The organism is Actinomadura sp. NPDC023710 (assembly GCF_040639875.1).
Taxonomy (GTDB): domain Bacteria; phylum Actinomycetota; class Actinomycetes; order Streptosporangiales; family Streptosporangiaceae; genus Spirillospora; species Spirillospora citrea.
In genome coordinates this window covers 118,683-134,529 of record NZ_JBFAGB010000006.1, presented here as the reverse complement: position 1 = coordinate 134,529, position 15,847 = coordinate 118,683, and the positions used below count along the sequence as shown (strand labels likewise).

Sequence of the window (15,847 nt, the reverse complement as noted above, 5' to 3'; positions counted from 1 at the left end):
AGCGACCGGAACGAAGGAGAAGGCCATGTCACGCAATATCGAGACCGTCACCACCTACCTGGACGGCTTCCGCAGGAACGACCACGAGCAGATCCTGTCCTGCCTGACCGACGACATCGAGTGGACGGTCTTCGGCGCCTTCCACCTGACCGGCAAGGAGGCCTACGACAAGGCCATCGACGGCCCGCCCGAGCTCCTCGACCCGCCTCGCCTGGAGGTCGTGCGCATGGTCGAGCAGGGGGACGTGGTCATGGCGGAGCTCACCGGGACGGTGGAGCGGGCCGCGGGCGGCGAGATGCGCATGTCCATGGCGGAGGTGTTCGTCCTGCGGGACGGCAAGATCGCCGAACGCCGTGCCTGGGTCGTCGAACTCAAGGAGAACGACTACCGCTGACCCGCGGCGACACGCGGGCGGCCCGGCCGGCGTCGGCACCGCCCCGGGCCGCCCGGCGCCCCGCGCGCCGTGGCGGGTCCGCCGCGTCGGGGCGTCCGGCGGCGAGCAGGACGCCGGCGCCGCCGAGCACGAGGCCGGCGATCACGAGCGGGTGCAGCGCCTGGCCGGTGACCAGCCAGGCCAGCACCGCCGTCACCGACGGGGTCAGGAAGAACACCGTGCTCACCCGGGTCGCCGACGAACGCGACAGCATGCTGTTGAGCAGCAGGAACGCCGCGATGGAGTTGACGAGCACCATCCACGCGACCGACCCGCCGAACGCCGTCCAGTCCGACACGCGCGGGGTCTCCAGGGCCAGGCTGAGCGGGCCCACGGCCGCCGCGCTCACGAGGACCTGCGCGGCGGTCCCGGTCCGGACGTCCATGTCGGGGACGAAGCGCTTCTGGTAGAGGGTCCCGAGGCTGAGTCCGCCGAGGCCCGCCAGGCACAGCGGGATGCCCCAGGCCGACAGGCTCACCCGGTCGGCGACCGCGAGCACCACGCCCGCCGCGCCGAGGGCGAAGCCCAGGGCCTGCCGCCGGGTGACGGTCTCGCCGAGCAGCCGGGCCGCCAGCGCGATCACCACCGGGTTGAGGCCCTGGACCAGCGAGATCACGGCCGCCGGGTAGTGCAGGGAGAGGGCGGTGTAGAAGCAGCCGAACTGCACCGCCTGGATGAGCAGCCCCGTGACGGCGACGTGCGCCAGCGCCCGCCCGCGCGGCCATCGGGCCCGAGTGACGACGGCGTACGCGGCGAGCAGCACCCCCGCGACGGCGAACCGCGCGAACATCAGCAGCAACGGCGGAGCCGCCTTGACGCCTGGGACGCCCGCCACGAACGCACTGCTCCACAGAACGACGAACAGGGCGGGCGCCAGCGCCGCTCCACCCCGCGTCCACCGGCGGTCGCCCCTCCCGCGGGCGGGGCCGCCCCTCCCGCGGGCGGGGCCGCCGGGCTCGTCGGTGCCGGCCGGCGGGGGAGGGATGGGGGTCCCCGGCTTCATCGAGGGTCCTTCCGTTACGGGGCGGGCGGACGCGACCGGACCGCCCCGCCGCATGGCGGCAGGGGCGGGCCGGCGCGTCGGCCGGATGGAAAGGGATCAGGACGCGCGCAGGGCGGACCGGCGCAGGTCCCACAGGGCGTCGTCGGAGGTGCAGACGCCCGCGGCGCCGTGCTGGAGCGCCTCGGAGACGTCCGCCTCCTCCTGGACGAAACCGGCGGCCAGGTACGGGACGCCGAGATCCCGGGCCTCGCGCTCGATGTAGCGCAGCATGACCGCGGGCATGAGCTGGACGAGGTCCGGGTGGGACCGTCCGATGGACTGCACGCTGCGATGCAGGTTCGACCGGTCCGTGACGAAGACCTTCTGCATGGTCAGCAGGCCCAGCCCGCCCGCGCGCTCGATGATCGCCGCGCGGGTGGAGCAGATCCCGATCGCCCCGATCCCCTTGAGGTAGGTCAGGGCGCCCGGGTCGTGCCCGAGGCCCGGCGTCGAGTCCATGTTCACGAAGACGATCTTGCGTGCGGCGACCGTCGCCGCCACCGTGGCCTCCAGATCGCCCAGCGGGACCGACGCCAGGATGCCGAGCGGCGCCGACCGGGAGGCGAACCGGCCGGCCACGGCGACCCCGACGATCGAGGCCATGACCGGGTGCTCGGCCAGCGCGGCCAGCAGCCGCCGGTCAACGGGACGTTTCGGACGAAGACCCATCACATCACCCTATTTATGCTCAGAGGTCCTCGGAGAACCCGGGCAACCCCAGCTTCCCCGGGTTCATGATCCCGTCCGGGTCGAGGGCTTGCTTGACCGCCGCGAGGGTGCCGAAGCCGCTGCCCAGGAAGGGCCTCACGTAGGGCGAGCGGAGCAGTCCCACGCCGTGGTGGTGGCTGATCGCGGCGCCGTGCCGGATGAGGACGTCGTTGGCGGCGTCCCAGGCGGCCCGGTACCACTCCCGTCGGCGGGAGCGTTCCACGTCGCCGCGCAGGGAGAAGTACAGGCAGGCCCCGTCGGTGTAGGCGTGGGACTGGTGCGCGGAGGCGCGCAGCGTCCCCGGCACGGCTTCGACGGCCGCGACCACCTCGTCGTAGAGGGCCGTGAGCGACGACCACGGCGCCGCGATCTCGCAGGTGTCGGCGACGAAGCCGGGTCCCTTGGCGTACCCGTCGCCCGACTTGCCCACGATCATCCGCTCGTCGAGCCAGCGCGCCAGGACCGCGCCGCCGTCCAGCGTGACCGGCGCGCGGGCCGCGCAGACCTCCTCGGCCACGGCCAGCGTCGCGTCCACCAGCGCCGGGTCGCCCTCATCGGCGATCAGCAGCAGGTTGGTGTCCGGCTCACCGAAGTGGGTGCCGCTCTCGTGCGCGTCGTACAGGCGCAGCACCGCCGGGGTCGCGCCGCGCTGGAGGATCTCGCGGCAGGCGTCCAGCCCGTCGGCGAACGTGGCGAACCCGTACGCCAGGCCCGACCCGTAGGCGGGCAGGCGGTGGGTCCGCAGCCGCAGCCGGGTGATCACGCCCAGCGTGCCCTCGGAGCCGAGGAACAGCTGCCGCAGGTCGGGGCCCACGGCCGCGCGGGGGTAGGTCCCGAAGCTCGCGGACGATCCGTCGGGCAGGACCACGTCCAGGCCCACGACCATGTCCTCGATCTTGCCGTACCGGGTGGAGAGCTGGCCCGCCCCGCGGCAGGCCGCCCAGCCGCCGACCGTGGAGATCGCGAACGCCGACGGCCAGTGCCCCGCGGTGGCGCCGTGGACCTCCTGGAGCTCCTTCTCGAACAGGTCGCCGAACATCCCCGCCTGCACCTCGACGATCATCGATTCGGCGTCGAAGGACAGGATCCGGTTCAGCCGGCAGACGTCCAGCACGACCCCGCCGAACACCGGCAGCGCCGCGCCGAGCACGTTGCTGCGTCCCGCCGACACCGTCAGCGGGATGCGGTGCGCGGCGCAGATCCGGACCACGGCGGCCACCTGCTCCTCGTCGGCCGCCTCGACGATCACCGCGTCGGGGGTGGCGGGGCGGCCGTCGGTCTCGCCGATGGACGTGCCCGCCCACCAGTCGCGGGTCCGCCGGACCACCTCGTCCCGGCCGGTGTGCACTGCGGCCGCGGCCGCGCGCAGCTCGGTGACGACCGCTTCGGGGACCCGGGCCACGCCCTCCTGCAGGCTCGCCTCGCCGTCGCCGGGCGGGCAGTCCGCCGCCCAGCGCGGCGGCGTGGGCGCCCCGACGACGTAGTCCCCGCGGTTGAAGGGGTGGGTGATGGTCTGCCTGCTGATCAACTGAGTTCCTCCATCAGTACGGTCCGCTCCCGCTCGACGCCGGAGACGTAGTCCTCGATCTGCCGCCCGGCCTCCTCGTCGGACAGCCCCAGCTCCCGCTGCAGCAGCCGCGCGACCTCCGGGGCGGCCTTGACCGACAGGTCACGGGTGAAGAGCCGCATCCGGGTGCGGCGCGACAGCACGTCGTCGACGGTCCGCGCCAGCTCGCACCGGGCCGCGTACACCACCTCGGCCCGCAGATGGCCGCCGCCCTCGACCACCGGCTCGGCGAGGGAGGCGTCCTCGGCGATGAGATCGGCGACGAAGCGGGCCTCGGTGCCGTACCGCTCGCCCAGGTGCGCGCCCAGCCCGCCGGTCGCCGAGGTGGCCTCCGCGTCGTAGCCCGCCCCGCCGAGCAGCGGGAGGTGGACGGTGCGGCAGCGCGCCTTGCGGCCGAGCTCCTTCAGTGCCTCGTCCACGACGAGCTCGCCCATGTGTCGGCTGGTGGTGAGCTTGCCGCCGGTGACGGTGACCAGCCCGTGGGCGTCGGTGTCGATCCGGTGGTCGCGGCTCATGTCGAGGGTGGCGCCCTCCTTGCCGCCGACCAGCGGGCGCAGCCCGGCGATCGACCCGACGACGTCGTCCGCGCGCAGGCCGGCGTCGAACGCCGTGTTGGCGCCGTCGAGGAGGTACTCCATCTCCTCCCGCGTGCACAGCACCTCGTCCAGCGGCCCGTCGTAGTCGGTGTCGGTGGTGCCGATCACGACCACGTCGCCCCACCGGGTGCACGTGGCGCGGCGGGCCCGGCCGGGGACGGGCACCGTCACGGTCCCGTCGATCGGCAGCCGGGTCCACGGCACCACGATGTGCACGCCCTTGGCGGGACGGACGCGCGGCCGGTGGCCGGGATCCGACAGCGCGTCGAGCGTGTCGGACCAGACCCCCGTCGCGTTGACGACCACCCCGGCGCGCACGTCGACGTCGCGGCCGTCGACACCGACGGTGGCGCCGCGCACGCGCCCGCCCTCGCGGATCAGGCCGCGGCAGGCGGCGCCGTTGAGGACGGTCGCGCCGAAGTGCGCGGCGGTCCGCGCGATGGTCAGGGTGAGGCGGGCGTCGTCGGTGCGGCTGTCGTAGTAGAGCAGGCCGCCCCTGAGGCGGTCGGCGCGCAGGCGGGGGGCGCGGACGAGGACCTCCGGCACCGTGAGCCGCCGGTGGAGCCGCCCGATGCGCCAGCCGCCCGCCAGGTCGTAGGTCCACAGCAGACCCTCGAACGCCTTGGCGATGCGCGGGTCGAACACGCCGTCCTGGGTGAGCACGGGGAACACGAAAGGGAGCCGCTGCACCAGATGGGGGGCGTTGCGGCGCAGCCGCTGCCGCTCCAGCAGCGAGCGCCGCACCAGCGGCAGGTTGCCCTGCTCGATGTAGCGCAGGCCGCCGTGCACCATCTTCGAGGACTTGGAGGACGTGCCCGAGGCGAAGTCGTCCCGTTCCACGAGCGCGACCCGGAGCCCCCGGCTGACGGCGTCCAGGGCGGTGTAGCAGCCGGTGACGCCGCCGCCGACGACGAGCACGTCGAACCGCTGGGCGGCGAGCCGTTCGATCTGCGCGCCGCGGTCCAGCGCCAGCGGGGTGCGGCGGATCGCGTTCCTCGTCTCTGACCTCGCCTTGCGTTCGGTAAGCCGGATCACGACGTCGATTCCTTCGTTGAGTGGGTGGGGACATGGCGGGCCAGCAGGTCGCGCCACGCGGCGCGGGCCTCCCGGCGGTCGCCGTCGGCGAGCGCGGGCTCGAACACCGGGGCGGTGCCGAGCCCGGCGACGGCCGAGGCGAGGTCGGGCCACAGTCCCGCGCGCACGCCGCCGAGGTAGGCGGTGCCGCGCAGGCTGGCGGTCTCATGGGCGAGGGCCCGGCGCACCGGGCGCCCGATCAGGTCGGCCTGGGCGGACATCAGGACGTCGCTGCCGGCCAGGCCGCCGCCGCAGACGAGGTCGGTGACGGGCCGCCCCATGGCCTTTTCCACGCCTTCCAGCAGGTCGCACACCGAGTGCGCGAAACCGTCGAGGACCCCCCGGGCGAGCTCGGCCCGGGTGGTGGACAGGCTCAACCCGGCGAGGAGCCCGGTGGCCTCCGGCGCCCAGACCGGCGTGCGCAGCCCCGCCAGCGCGGGCACGAACCGCACGCGGGACGGTCCCGGGTGCTCGCCGGCCAGTTCGGTCAGCCGCCGGGGCGACTCGAACATCCCGATCTCCTCGCAGAGCCAGCGCACCGCCGAGCCGGTCGTCGCGGCGAACCCCTCCAGGCTGAACAGCGGCACGCCGCGCGAGCGCCAGGCGACCAGGGTCAGCACACCGGGCACCCGGTCGCGGTGGCCGGGCGGGCGGCCGCCCGCGACCGCGTCCAGGAACGTGCCCGTCCCGTGCACGCACATCGCCTGGCCGGGCCGGTGCGCGCCGAGCGCGACCATCGCCGCGTGCTGGTCGCCCATGACCGACAGGATCGGCAGCCGCGCCCCCAGGACGGACGGGTCGGTGAAGCCGAAGTCCCCGTCCTCGTCCACGACGGACGGCAGGATGTCGGGCGGGCAGCCGAGAAAGTCCGCCCAGGGCCCGTACCAGCCACCGGTCCGCACGTCGTAGGCGCCGGCGGCGACGGCGTTCGTCGCGGACATGACGTGCCGGGCGCCGCGGGTGAGCTTCCACACCAGCCAGGTGTCGATCGATCCGAACACCAGCCGGCCCCGCTCGTGCGCCCGCCGCGCCTCCTCGTTCCGGGCGACCTCCTCCGCGGCCCACAGCAGCGGGGCCCGGGACCCGACCGGCCGCCCGGTGCGCTCGGCGAGACGCTCGTCCCAGTCCGGCTCCCACTCCCGCAGCCGCTCGGCGTAGCGGCGGTCCTGCCACACCACGGCGGGGCTGAGCGGCTCACCGGTCACCGCGTCCCACAGCAGCACGGTCGCGCGCTGCGTGGAGATCGACACCCCCGCGATCTCCACGCGGTCCGCGGCCGCCCGCTCCAGGGCCGTCCGGCAGACCCGGACGGTGTTCTCCCAGATCTCCGCCCCGTCCTGCTCCACGCGCAGGTGGTCGGGCGAGCGCACCGAGATCGGCAGGTACGCGGCCGGCGCCGCGCCCCCGTCGTCGAGAACGACGGCGGCGCGGGTCCCGGTGGTGCCCTCGTCGATGCTCAGCACGCCGCGCCGGCGTTCTCTGATCATCTGCGAAACACTCCTCTCGTCAGCGCGTTCGGACCGGCCCCGCGCTCAGACCGGCACCGTTTCGCGCCGCTCCAGCCGGACGGGCTCCTCTTCCAGGTTCACCGCGACGCGCGTCGGGTCCCACTTGACGATCACGCAGGTGGCCAGGCCGACCAGCGGCACCGCCGACAGGACCATCAGGCTGGCGCCGACCCCGAACGCGGCCTGGAGCTGCGGGAACACGTACAGGCCCGCGACCGAGCCGAAGCTGCCGAGCATCCCGGTCACGCCGGTGCCGAGGGTGCGGATGTCGCTGCGGTACGACAGCGCGGCGATCGACTTGCCGTTGGGGCCGGGGCCGGCGGAGTGGAAGAAGATGAACAGCACCGGCAGCGACGCGGCCAGCGCGATCGGGAGCTGCTTGAAGGTCGCGCCCATGACCAGCAGCGCGACGAACACCACGGCGTACCCGGCCGCCGAGCTCACCCGCAGGCCGAGCCGGCGGCCGAAGTAGGCCGACAGGCACCCGCCGGCGATGCCGACCGCGTTGAACGCCATCGAGCCCGCGGTCGCCTTCTCGAACTCCTTGCCGAACAGCTCCAGGCTGATCACCGGCAGGTACCAGCCGACGGCGAAGTACTGCATGGACTGGGTCAGGGAGATCACAGTCGACAGCACGGTCCGGGGCAGGTACGCGCCGCGGAACAGCACCCCCGCGTCCCGGACGCCGACCTGGTGGCGCGCCTCCCGGGCCTGCGGGGTGTCCAGCGGGCCCTCCTTCGCCTCCACTCCGTACAGGCGGCGCAGGTTCGCGGCGCTCTCCCGCAGCCGGCCCTTGGACGCCAGCCAGGTCGGGCTCTCCACCAGGAAGGCCATCTGGAGGACGAACAGCGCCGCGGCGAAGACGACCGCCGAGCCCACCGACCACCGCCAGATGTCGGAGCCGACGTCGAGCTTGTAGAACAGCAGCGTGAGCGCGAGGTTGGTGGTCGTCGCCAGGTACCAGACGCCCTGCCAGAAGTTGAGCCTGCCCTTGAGCGAGGACGGGGTGTACTCGGCGAGCAGCGCCATCGCCACGGCGAAGTCGATGCCGTAGGCGACGCCCACCAGGGCCCGTCCGGCGAAGACGGTCTGGAAGTCCGAGCCGACCGCGGTCAGGACCGCGCCGATCCCGAAGATCACCTTCGTCATCAGCAGGGGCCTGATCCGTCCGATCCGGGCGGCGAGCCAGCCGCCGAAGGGATTGGAGACGATCGCGATGGCCGGGGCCATCGCGGTGAGCACGCTGACCTGCGTGGGCGACAGATCCAGCTGCTCGACCATGGGGGACAGCCCCGCGCCCAGCGCCGCGTTGGAGTAGGCGTCCAGGAACAGGCCCGACAGGGCCAGGAACCAGATCCAGTTCGCGCGGCCGCGCAGACTCGTGAGGGTGTCGATGAGGCCGGCCGCGTCCGCCGCGCTGCGGATGACCGCCGTTCTCGTGCTCGCAGGGCCGTCGTTCATGCCCGCCGCCTTTCGGGGTTGAAACCCTTGCCAGCGGTCCGGGAATGACTGAAGGCACAGACGAAGACCACTGACAGGGGTGTCTTCGTCTGTGCCTGTCGGTTGACGGGAGGTTAGGCGGGGCCGATCCGGTGTGTCAAGCGACACATCTTCCGCCCGGCCCGGCCACGAAGCCGCAGGCCACGGCTCGCTTCAGCGGTGTCGGCTCTCCGGGCGATGAGTTCTCGCCGGGCCGCGAGTCCTCATTGCGGACCGGCCGGTGACCGAAGGAGAAGCCGTGAAGAACGATGTGTGGCCGATGGTGCATGCGGAGCGTGCGGCGCTGATCGACGACCTCTCGCACCTCGATGCCGATCAGTGGGAGGAACCGTCCCTGTGCGACGGGTGGACGGTGCACGACGTGGTGGCCCACCTGGTCGACACGGCCCGCACGACCCGCTTCGGTTTCGTCGTCCGCCTCGCTCGGGCCCGGTTCGACTTCGACCGTCAGAACACCCGAGGCGTGGAGCGCGAGCGCGGTGCCTCACCCCAGGAGACTCTGGAACGGCTCCGCCAGGTGGCGACGCTCAGGGCGACCCCTCCGGCACCGCTCGACAGCCGGCTCGTCGAAGAGGTCGTCCACGGCGAGGACATCCGCAGGCCCTTGGGCATCGTCCACGCCTACCCGCGGCAGGCGGTCGTCAGGGGGCTCCGACTGCAGGCCCGCACGCCGGCGTCCTTCGGCGGAGCCAAGGAGCTGACGACCCGTTTCCGCCTGACGGCGACGGACGCCGACCTCTCGATCGGTGACGGCCCGGAAGTGAGCGGAACCGCCCTCTCGCTGCTCCTGGCGATCTCCGGCCGCAACGTGGCGCTGAACGATCTCTCCGGACCGGGCGTCCCCACCCTGGCGACGTCCGCCTGACCATCGGCGACCCAGGCGGGTTGCGTTGCGCGTCCCGGCTAGCGGAGAGCGTCGATGAAGCGTCGCGCCTCCTCCCGCCGCATGCCGGTCTCGGCGCAGACGAGCGCCAAGGCGGACTCGTAGTCGCCGGCGGTCTTGAAGGCCCGTACCCGCTCCGAGAGCATGGGCCGGTCCGTGGGCGGCTCTGCGGGGATCCATCCCGCCCGGACGGCGTCGACATAGTCCTTGGCGGCCCTCAGCCCGAGGGAGGTCTCCTGCCGGACGAACTTCGCCGCGTCCTTCCACCTGCCCTGAGCGATCATCGCGCGGGCCTTGGTCTGGACGTCGACAGGCACCGTCCGGGCGTACGCCTCCCCCTTGAGACCGTCCACGTAGTCCTTGGCCTCTTTGAGGCCCAGCCCGGTGGCCTGCCGGATCAGCCTGACGGCGGGGATCACGTCGCCCTCGGCGACGAGGGCGACGGCCTGCGCCCTCGCCTCGGGCATGACATACGGGACGGACGGCTTCACTCGATCACTCCTCCAGACGGCGGTCGCCCGATTCTCGTACAGCGGCGCACGCCGGTGAAAGCGCTCGGCGAACAGGGGACCGGCGTCGCCGCCCACCGTCTGCGGCCGACGACGCTGGTCGCGGCCTCACGGTCCGCCGGACAGTTGTCCTTGCTGCCGGGAATGAAGTCGTAGAGCCGGGCGGAATGGGGGCCTCGGCTTTGAGGTCCACCTGGTCTTCGGCCATTTCCGGGCCCTCGACGGTCAGGGCCGCCGCCCAAGATCACTCTGGATCCCACACCGGCGCCCGTCGCTCGGGTCACCCTTATCGGTGTGCCGTCGCCGCATGACGGTCAGGCGGGCGCCCTTGGCTCGTTCGGTCCGCGACTCGCGGCGGAGAGCCGGTCGTCCATCCCTATTCGAGGGGCTGGGTTCCCGCTGGCCCAAGTACTTCGTCACTGCGCGGAGCTTTCTTGGGCAGTGACGTGGAGACCATTTTCTCAAAAGTCCTGCGCCTGTGACTTTCTGTGCCCTCGAATGCCGTTGGGTTGCGGAGAGATGCTTGAGTCTGCTCATGCATCCACCCGTGTCCAGCATGCCACCGTGAGACCCTCTCGCCAGGTCAGAGGCGATGATCCACGTAGTCGCGATCAGCGACACCGTCAGCCGTATATCCGGCGAAACTGTAGTCGTCTGGCAAGGTGCTCGGCTGGGACATGTAGGGCAAACGGCCGAAAATGAACACCCTTCGGGGGTGGGGGCCGTGATGGCGCGCTCGATCCGGATTTCAGAAGAACTGCCCTCCGAGGATCTCGCAACAATCTACCTATGCCTTGTCATTGATCGTTGGCTATTGGCTATAAAGAAGAGAGTCCGCGCGGTTCCCTGAAAGGAGCGAGCCCGGATCGAGCGCACGTGCCTCCCCCGGCGGGAAGGCCCCGACACGGCGCTCACCATCGATCTCCAAAGGCGTACCGGTCACGCTCGGCAGCCGAGCAAGGCGAGGGAGGCCGGCGCCGACCAGGAAGGACAAAACCCCCTATGACCCGCACCCCCAGGTCCCAGGAAACGCACGCCGTCGAACAGAGCGATCAGCCGCGGGCCGAATCGGTCGCGCTGCCCGTCCCGGACGGCCCGATACTGGGCGGAAAGCGGGGCCAGGGAACGTGACCGCCCTCGAAGCCGTCAAGGTCCGCGCCCGCGAGGTCGAACCGAACCACCGGCTCGGCGGCAGTATCCGGATGCTCCTGTCGCCCGGCACGGCCCGGACGACGGCGGGCCTCATGGCGCTGCTCGAACTCCAGCCGGGGGAGCGGGTCAGCGAGCATTACCATCCGTACACGGATGAGCACGTCTACGTCTCCGACGGATGCCTCGTCCTCACCGTCAACGGTGCCGAGCAGGTCGTGGACGCCCGGGAGTCGGTGCTGATCCGCCGTGGTGCCCGGCACCGCTACGAGAACCGGGGCGACCGTCCGGTGACGGCCGTGCTGTTCCTCGGGCCGCTGGCCCCGAGCCCCGACATGGGCCACGTGGAGACCGCGGAGCCGCACGGCGATGGGCCGCCGCCGTCGGTGGACACGGCCCTCTCCGCTGCGGCGGGCGCGCGGGAGCCGGCATGAGCGGGCGGCCGGCCCGCCCCGTGGCGATCACCGGGATCGGGGTCCTGGCGCCGGGCGCCCCGGGCACGAGCGGTTTCTGGGAGACCGTCACCGGCGGGACGCCCACCTTCCGCATGATCACCGTGTTCGATCCGGGGCCGTACCGGTCCCGGATGGCGGCGGAGATCGACTTCGACGCCGCGGGGCACGGGCTGACGCCCCGGCAGCGGCGCCGGATGGACCGCGCCGCCCAGTTCGCCCTCGTCACCGCCCGCGAGGCCCTGGCCGGCTGCGGGCTCCGGTCCGGCGACCTCGACCCGGCCCGCACCGGCGTGGTCGTCGGCAGCGCGGTCGGCTGCACCGTCTCGCTCGAACGCGAGTACAGCGTGGTCAGCGACAGCGGCCGTCTCGCGGTGGTGGATCCGTCCTACGGCTCACCGCACCTGCCCGACTACCTCGTCCCGACGTCCCTGGTCCGCGAGGTCGCGTGGGACGTCGGCGCGGAGGGTCCCGCCTGCGTGGTGTCGACCGGATGCACCTCCGGACTGGACGCCGTCGCGCACGGTGTGGAGATCATCCGCGACGGCGCAGCGGACGTGGTGCTGGCGGGGGCGTGCGAGGCCCCCATCTCCCCGATCACGGTGGCCTGCTTCGACGCGATCCGGGCGACGTCCCCGGACAACGACGATCCCGAGCGGGCCTGCCGCCCCTTCGACGCCACCCGGGCGGGGTTCGTGCTCGGCGAGGGCGCGGCGATGCTGGTGCTGGAGGACGCCGCGGCGGCCCACGGGCGGGGCGCCCACGTGCATGCGGAGATCCGCGGGTTCGCGTCCCGGAGCAACGCCTTCCACATGACCGGGCTGCGGCCCGACGGGGCCGAGATGGCGGCGGCGATCAGAAAGGCGCTGGACGAGGCGGACGTCCCGGTCGAGGGCGTCGACTACATCAACGCGCACGGGTCGGGCACCAGGCAGAACGACCGGCACGAGACGGCCGCCTTCAAACTCGCGCTCGGCCCGGAGCACGCCTACCGGCTGCCGGTCAGCTCCATCAAGTCGGTGGTGGGCCACTCGCTCGGCGCGATCGGGGCGATCGAGGTGGCGGCGAGCGCGCTGGCGATCGAGCACGACCTCGTCCCGCCCACCGCGAACCTCCGGCATCGCGATCCCGAGTGCGACCTGGACTACGTTCCGGTGACGGCACGGAAGCAGCGGATCGACACGGTGCTCACCGTCGGCAGCGGGTTCGGCGGCTTCCAGAGCGCGATGGTGCTCAGCGCCCCGGGAAGGTGGCGGGGATGACCGGGCCCGCGACGGCCGCCGAGGACGACCAGGCGGTCATCACCGGGCTGGGCGTGGTCTCGCCGAGCGGCCTGGGCGCCGAGCGGCACTGGGAGGCGACGCTCACCGGCCGCATCGCGATCGGGCCCATCACCCGGTTCGACCCGAGCGGCTACCCGGTGCGGCTCTCCGGCGAGGTCCCCGGATTCGTTCCGCGCGACCACCTCCCGGGACGGCTGCTGCCGCAGACCGACCGCCTCACCCAGCTGGCCCTGACCGCCGCCGAATGGGCGATCACCGACGCCGGGTTGACACCGTCCCCCGAGGAGTCGCTGCGGTACGGCGTCGTGCTGGCCAACTCGGCCGGCGGGTTCGAGTTCGGTGAGAACGAGCTGCGCAAGCTGTGGTCGATGGGGCCGAAGAAGGTCAGCGCGTACCAGTCGTACGCGTGGTTCTACGCGGTCAACACCGGTCAGATCTCCATCCGCCACGGGCTGCGCGGCCCCTGCGGCGTCCTGGTCAGCGGTCAGGCCGGCGGCCTGGACGCGATCGGGCAGGCGTGCCGGGTGCTGCGCAAGGGCGCCGACGGTGTGCTGACCGGGGGATTCGAGGCCCCGGTGTGCTCGTGGGGGGTGACCGCGATGTCGGCCGGCCGGGACGCGCCGACCGCTCCGCGGCTGTCCGCGGGCGACGACCCCGCCACCGCCTACCGCCCCTTCGCCGCCGACGCCTCCGGGCATGTCATCGCCGAGGGCGGCGCGATCTTCGTCCTGGAACGCGAGCGCCATGCCCGCGCCCGCGGCGCCCGCCACCGGTACGGGCGGGTCGCCGGGTACGCCGCGACGATGGACCCGCCGCCGGGGTCGAGCCGCCCGGCGACGCTGCGCAACGCCGCCGCGCTCGCCCTCGCCGACGCCGGCCTCGCCCCGGAGCGGATCGACGTGGTGTTCGCGGACGCCGCGGGGAGCGCGATGCGCGACCGCGTCGAGGCCGAGGCGCTCGCCGGGCTGTTCGGCGCCGGCGGCGTGCCGGTGACCGCGCCCAAGGCGATGACCGGGCGGATGTCGGCGGGCGGCGCCGCCGTCGACGTCGCGACCTGCCTGCTGGCCATGCGCGACGGGATGATCCCGCCGACCGCCGACGTCCGGCCCGATCCGTCCTACGGACTCGACCTGGTCACCGGACGCCCCCGGCCCGCCCGCATCGACCACGCGCTGATCCTGGCGCGCGGCGAGGGCGGGTTCAACAGCGCCCTCGTCCTGGCCGCCTGCCCGCGCGTAACCCCGGCCGCGGCCGAACCACGCGACGAACGGACCCCCCATGCCCTTCCCGGAACCGACCCCAGGAGCTGAAATGGCCCAAGACGGCCCGATAACCCTGACCGACCTGGTGATCGTCCTGCGCGCCTGCGCCGGCGAGGACGACGGAGTCGACCTCGCCGGCGACATCGCCGACCGCGCGTTCACCGATCTCGGCTACGACTCCGTCGCGATGATGGAGGTCTCCGCGCGGATGGTCGAGCGCTTCGGCCTGGAACTCGACGAGGACAGGCTGTTCGCCCTGGGGACGCCCGCCGAGATGCTCCGCTGCCTCAACCAGGCCGCGACGGGGGACGGGGAGGCCCGGCGATGACCGTGAGCACCGACAACGAGATCCTGGTGGACGCGCCCATGGAGCTGGTGTGGGAGCACACCAACGACGTGGCGGGGTGGCCGGACCTGTTCACCGAGTACGCCGCCGTGGAGATCATCGAGCGGGACGGCCCCTCGGTGATGTTCCGGCTCACCACCCACCCGGACGAGCAGGGCAACGTCTGGTCGTGGGTGTCCCGGCGCACCCCCGACCCCGAGACCCGCACCGTCCGCGCCCACCGGGTGGAGACCGGGCCGTTCGCGTTCATGAACATCTCCTGGGAGTACCGCCAGCAGACGGCCGGCGTGCTGATGCGGTGGACGCAGGAGTTCGCGATGAGGCCGGACTCACCGATCGGCGAGGACGCGATGCGCGACCGCATCGACCGCGGCACCGTCGAGCAGATGGCGCACATCAAGGCGGTCCTGGAGGACCGTGCCCGGGAGGCCCCCGGCACGGACGGATCCGGCGGGTACGGGCCCGGCGACCTCCACGCGCAACGCCTGCTGTATCTGACGTGCGGGATGCGGCTGGCCGCGGTGGTGAGCACGCTGGCGGAACTGGGCGTGGCTGATCTGACCGCGTCCGGGCCGCGTTCCGTCACCGAACTGGCCACGGCCACCGACACCGTGCCGGACGCGCTCTACCGCCTGCTGCGCTGCGCCGCCTCCGTCGGGATCCTGGAGGAGCAGCCGGACGGACGGTTCGCGAGCACACCGCTGGGCGACGGCCTGCGCGCCGACGACCCCTACAGCCTGCTGCCTCTGGTCCTGCACAGCACGCGGTCGTTCGTGACGAAGCCGTTCGGGGCGCTGGCGCACAGCATCCGCACCGGCGAGCCCGCGACGATCCCGACGCTGGGCACCGACATCTGGCGCTATTTCGAGGACAACCCCGAGGAAGGCGCCCGCTTCGACCGCACCATGACCACGCTGGGCCGCTGGGAGACCGAACGGCACCTGGACGTCGTCGGGCCCGAGCGGTTCGGCCGGATCGCCGACATCGGCGGCGGGCAGGGCCACTTCCTCGCGGCGGCCCTGCGGCGGGCGCCGGACGCGTCGGGCGTGCTGTTCGAACGGCCGTACGCCGTCAAGGCCGCGGCGGAGGTGCTCGACGCCCAGGGGGTCGCCGAGCGCGTCACCCGGATCGCCGGCGACTTCTTCACCGATCCGCTGCCGGACGACTGCGACGCGTACGTGCTCAAGGCCGTCCTGCACAACTGGCCGGACGAGCGGGCCGCCGAGCTGCTGACCGCCGTGCGCGGGGCGATCGGGGACCGCCGCGAGGCGCGGCTGTTCATCGTCGAGCACGTGGTGGCGGAGGGGAACCGCTGGGACCACGCCAAGTTCCTCGACCTCGACATGCTCGTGCTGTTCGGCGGCCGGGAGCGGCGGCCGGGGGAGTGGCGGCGGCTGCTGGCGCGGTGCGGGTTCGCGCTGGTCGACCGTCCCCGGGAGGGCCACTGGACCGTCCTGGAATGCCGCCCCGTGGAGGCCGCGTGACCGGGCGCCGGTGAACCGGGCCCGCCGATCCCCGATGACAAGGAGGACGAG

The 15,847-nt window shown here is 73.0% G+C and carries 14 protein-coding genes; 7 read left to right on the top strand and 7 right to left on the bottom strand.

Annotation, left to right across the window (positions count from 1 at the left end; translation table 11 throughout):
- The first annotated feature begins 25 nt into the window (after positions 1-25).
- Positions 26-394 (top strand): nuclear transport factor 2 family protein, encoded by a 369-nt coding sequence (locus tag AB0H37_RS09285; RefSeq protein ID WP_360612077.1) that lies wholly within the window; start codon positions 26-28, stop codon positions 392-394.
- On the opposite strand, the gene AB0H37_RS09280 is transcribed toward AB0H37_RS09285, so the two are convergent.
- From AB0H37_RS09280 to AB0H37_RS09255, 6 genes are all read right to left on the bottom strand, one after another.
- Positions 372-1,436 (bottom strand): DMT family transporter, encoded by a 1,065-nt coding sequence (locus AB0H37_RS09280; protein WP_360612076.1) that lies wholly within the window; start codon positions 1,434-1,436, stop codon positions 372-374. The genes AB0H37_RS09285 and AB0H37_RS09280 overlap by 23 nt on opposite strands.
- 96 nt (positions 1,437-1,532) lie before the next feature.
- Positions 1,533-2,144 (bottom strand): glycerol-3-phosphate responsive antiterminator, encoded by a 612-nt coding sequence (locus AB0H37_RS09275; protein WP_360612075.1) that lies wholly within the window; start codon positions 2,142-2,144, stop codon positions 1,533-1,535.
- Between the two features lie 19 nt (positions 2,145-2,163).
- On the bottom strand, positions 2,164-3,711 hold the full coding sequence (locus tag AB0H37_RS09270) for an FAD-binding oxidoreductase (RefSeq protein ID WP_360612074.1): 1,548 nt from the start codon (positions 3,709-3,711) through the stop codon (positions 2,164-2,166).
- Positions 3,708-5,381, bottom strand: coding sequence for a glycerol-3-phosphate dehydrogenase/oxidase (locus tag AB0H37_RS09265; RefSeq protein WP_360612073.1), 1,674 nt, complete (start codon positions 5,379-5,381; stop codon positions 3,708-3,710). The genes AB0H37_RS09270 and AB0H37_RS09265 overlap by 4 nt, the downstream gene beginning before the upstream one ends.
- Positions 5,378-6,907, bottom strand: a complete 1,530-nt coding sequence (locus AB0H37_RS09260) for an FGGY family carbohydrate kinase (protein WP_360612072.1) — start codon at positions 6,905-6,907, stop codon at positions 5,378-5,380. The genes AB0H37_RS09265 and AB0H37_RS09260 overlap by 4 nt, the downstream gene beginning before the upstream one ends.
- 45 nt (positions 6,908-6,952) lie before the next feature.
- Entirely contained in the window at positions 6,953-8,389 is a 1,437-nt protein-coding gene (locus AB0H37_RS09255) for an MFS transporter (protein ID WP_360612071.1), read from the bottom strand.
- A 277-nt stretch (positions 8,390-8,666) separates the two neighbouring features.
- On the opposite strand from AB0H37_RS09255, the gene AB0H37_RS09250 reads away from it, so the two are divergent.
- Positions 8,667-9,293, top strand: coding sequence for a maleylpyruvate isomerase family mycothiol-dependent enzyme (locus tag AB0H37_RS09250; protein WP_360612070.1), 627 nt, complete (start codon positions 8,667-8,669; stop codon positions 9,291-9,293).
- Between the two features lie 38 nt (positions 9,294-9,331).
- Here the strand turns inward: AB0H37_RS09250 and AB0H37_RS09245 are convergent, their stop codons facing one another.
- The gene (locus tag AB0H37_RS09245; RefSeq protein WP_360612069.1) at positions 9,332-9,802 is read right to left on the bottom strand and encodes a hypothetical protein; all 471 of its coding nucleotides are present in this window, start codon (positions 9,800-9,802) and stop codon (positions 9,332-9,334) included.
- A 1,145-nt stretch (positions 9,803-10,947) separates the two neighbouring features.
- Between AB0H37_RS09245 and AB0H37_RS09240 the strand changes: the two genes are divergently transcribed.
- From AB0H37_RS09240 to AB0H37_RS09220, 5 genes are read left to right on the top strand one after another with little or no spacing between them, the layout of a single operon-like run.
- The gene (locus AB0H37_RS09240; protein ID WP_218935092.1) at positions 10,948-11,403 is read left to right on the top strand and encodes a cupin domain-containing protein; all 456 of its coding nucleotides are present in this window, start codon (positions 10,948-10,950) and stop codon (positions 11,401-11,403) included.
- A complete protein-coding gene (locus AB0H37_RS09235; RefSeq protein ID WP_360612068.1) occupies positions 11,400-12,683 on the top strand; it encodes a beta-ketoacyl-[acyl-carrier-protein] synthase family protein in 1,284 nt (427 codons plus the stop codon). Before AB0H37_RS09240 ends, AB0H37_RS09235 begins: the two co-directional genes overlap by 4 nt.
- Positions 12,680-14,014 carry a ketosynthase chain-length factor gene (locus tag AB0H37_RS09230; RefSeq protein WP_360612067.1) on the top strand — a complete coding sequence of 445 codons (1,335 nt, stop codon included), beginning with the start codon at positions 12,680-12,682 and terminating at the stop codon, positions 14,012-14,014. The genes AB0H37_RS09235 and AB0H37_RS09230 overlap by 4 nt, the downstream gene beginning before the upstream one ends.
- Position 14,015: 1 nt before the next feature.
- Positions 14,016-14,294, top strand: coding sequence for an acyl carrier protein (locus AB0H37_RS09225; protein ID WP_329092461.1), 279 nt, complete (start codon positions 14,016-14,018; stop codon positions 14,292-14,294).
- The gene (locus AB0H37_RS09220; protein ID WP_360612066.1) at positions 14,291-15,796 is read left to right on the top strand and encodes a methyltransferase; all 1,506 of its coding nucleotides are present in this window, start codon (positions 14,291-14,293) and stop codon (positions 15,794-15,796) included. Before AB0H37_RS09225 ends, AB0H37_RS09220 begins: the two co-directional genes overlap by 4 nt.
- The last annotated feature ends 51 nt before the right edge of the window (positions 15,797-15,847 follow it).

Excerpts from the sequence above, each read along its gene's own strand:
- AB0H37_RS09285 (WP_360612077.1), top strand. The coding sequence starts at position 26 with ATGTCACGCAATATCGAGACCGTCACCACCTACCTGGACGGCTTCCGC.
- AB0H37_RS09280 (WP_360612076.1), bottom strand. The coding sequence starts at position 1,436 with ATGAAGCCGGGGACCCCCATCCCTCCCCCGCCGGCCGGCACCGACGAG.
- AB0H37_RS09275 (WP_360612075.1), bottom strand. The coding sequence starts at position 2,144 with ATGGGTCTTCGTCCGAAACGTCCCGTTGACCGGCGGCTGCTGGCCGCG.
- AB0H37_RS09260 (WP_360612072.1), bottom strand. The coding sequence starts at position 6,907 with ATGATCAGAGAACGCCGGCGCGGCGTGCTGAGCATCGACGAGGGCACC.
- AB0H37_RS09255 (WP_360612071.1), bottom strand. The coding sequence starts at position 8,389 with ATGAACGACGGCCCTGCGAGCACGAGAACGGCGGTCATCCGCAGCGCG.
- AB0H37_RS09235 (WP_360612068.1), top strand. The coding sequence starts at position 11,400 with ATGAGCGGGCGGCCGGCCCGCCCCGTGGCGATCACCGGGATCGGGGTC.
- AB0H37_RS09230 (WP_360612067.1), top strand. The coding sequence starts at position 12,680 with ATGACCGGGCCCGCGACGGCCGCCGAGGACGACCAGGCGGTCATCACC.
- AB0H37_RS09225 (WP_329092461.1), top strand. The coding sequence starts at position 14,016 with ATGGCCCAAGACGGCCCGATAACCCTGACCGACCTGGTGATCGTCCTG.
- AB0H37_RS09220 (WP_360612066.1), top strand. The coding sequence starts at position 14,291 with ATGACCGTGAGCACCGACAACGAGATCCTGGTGGACGCGCCCATGGAG.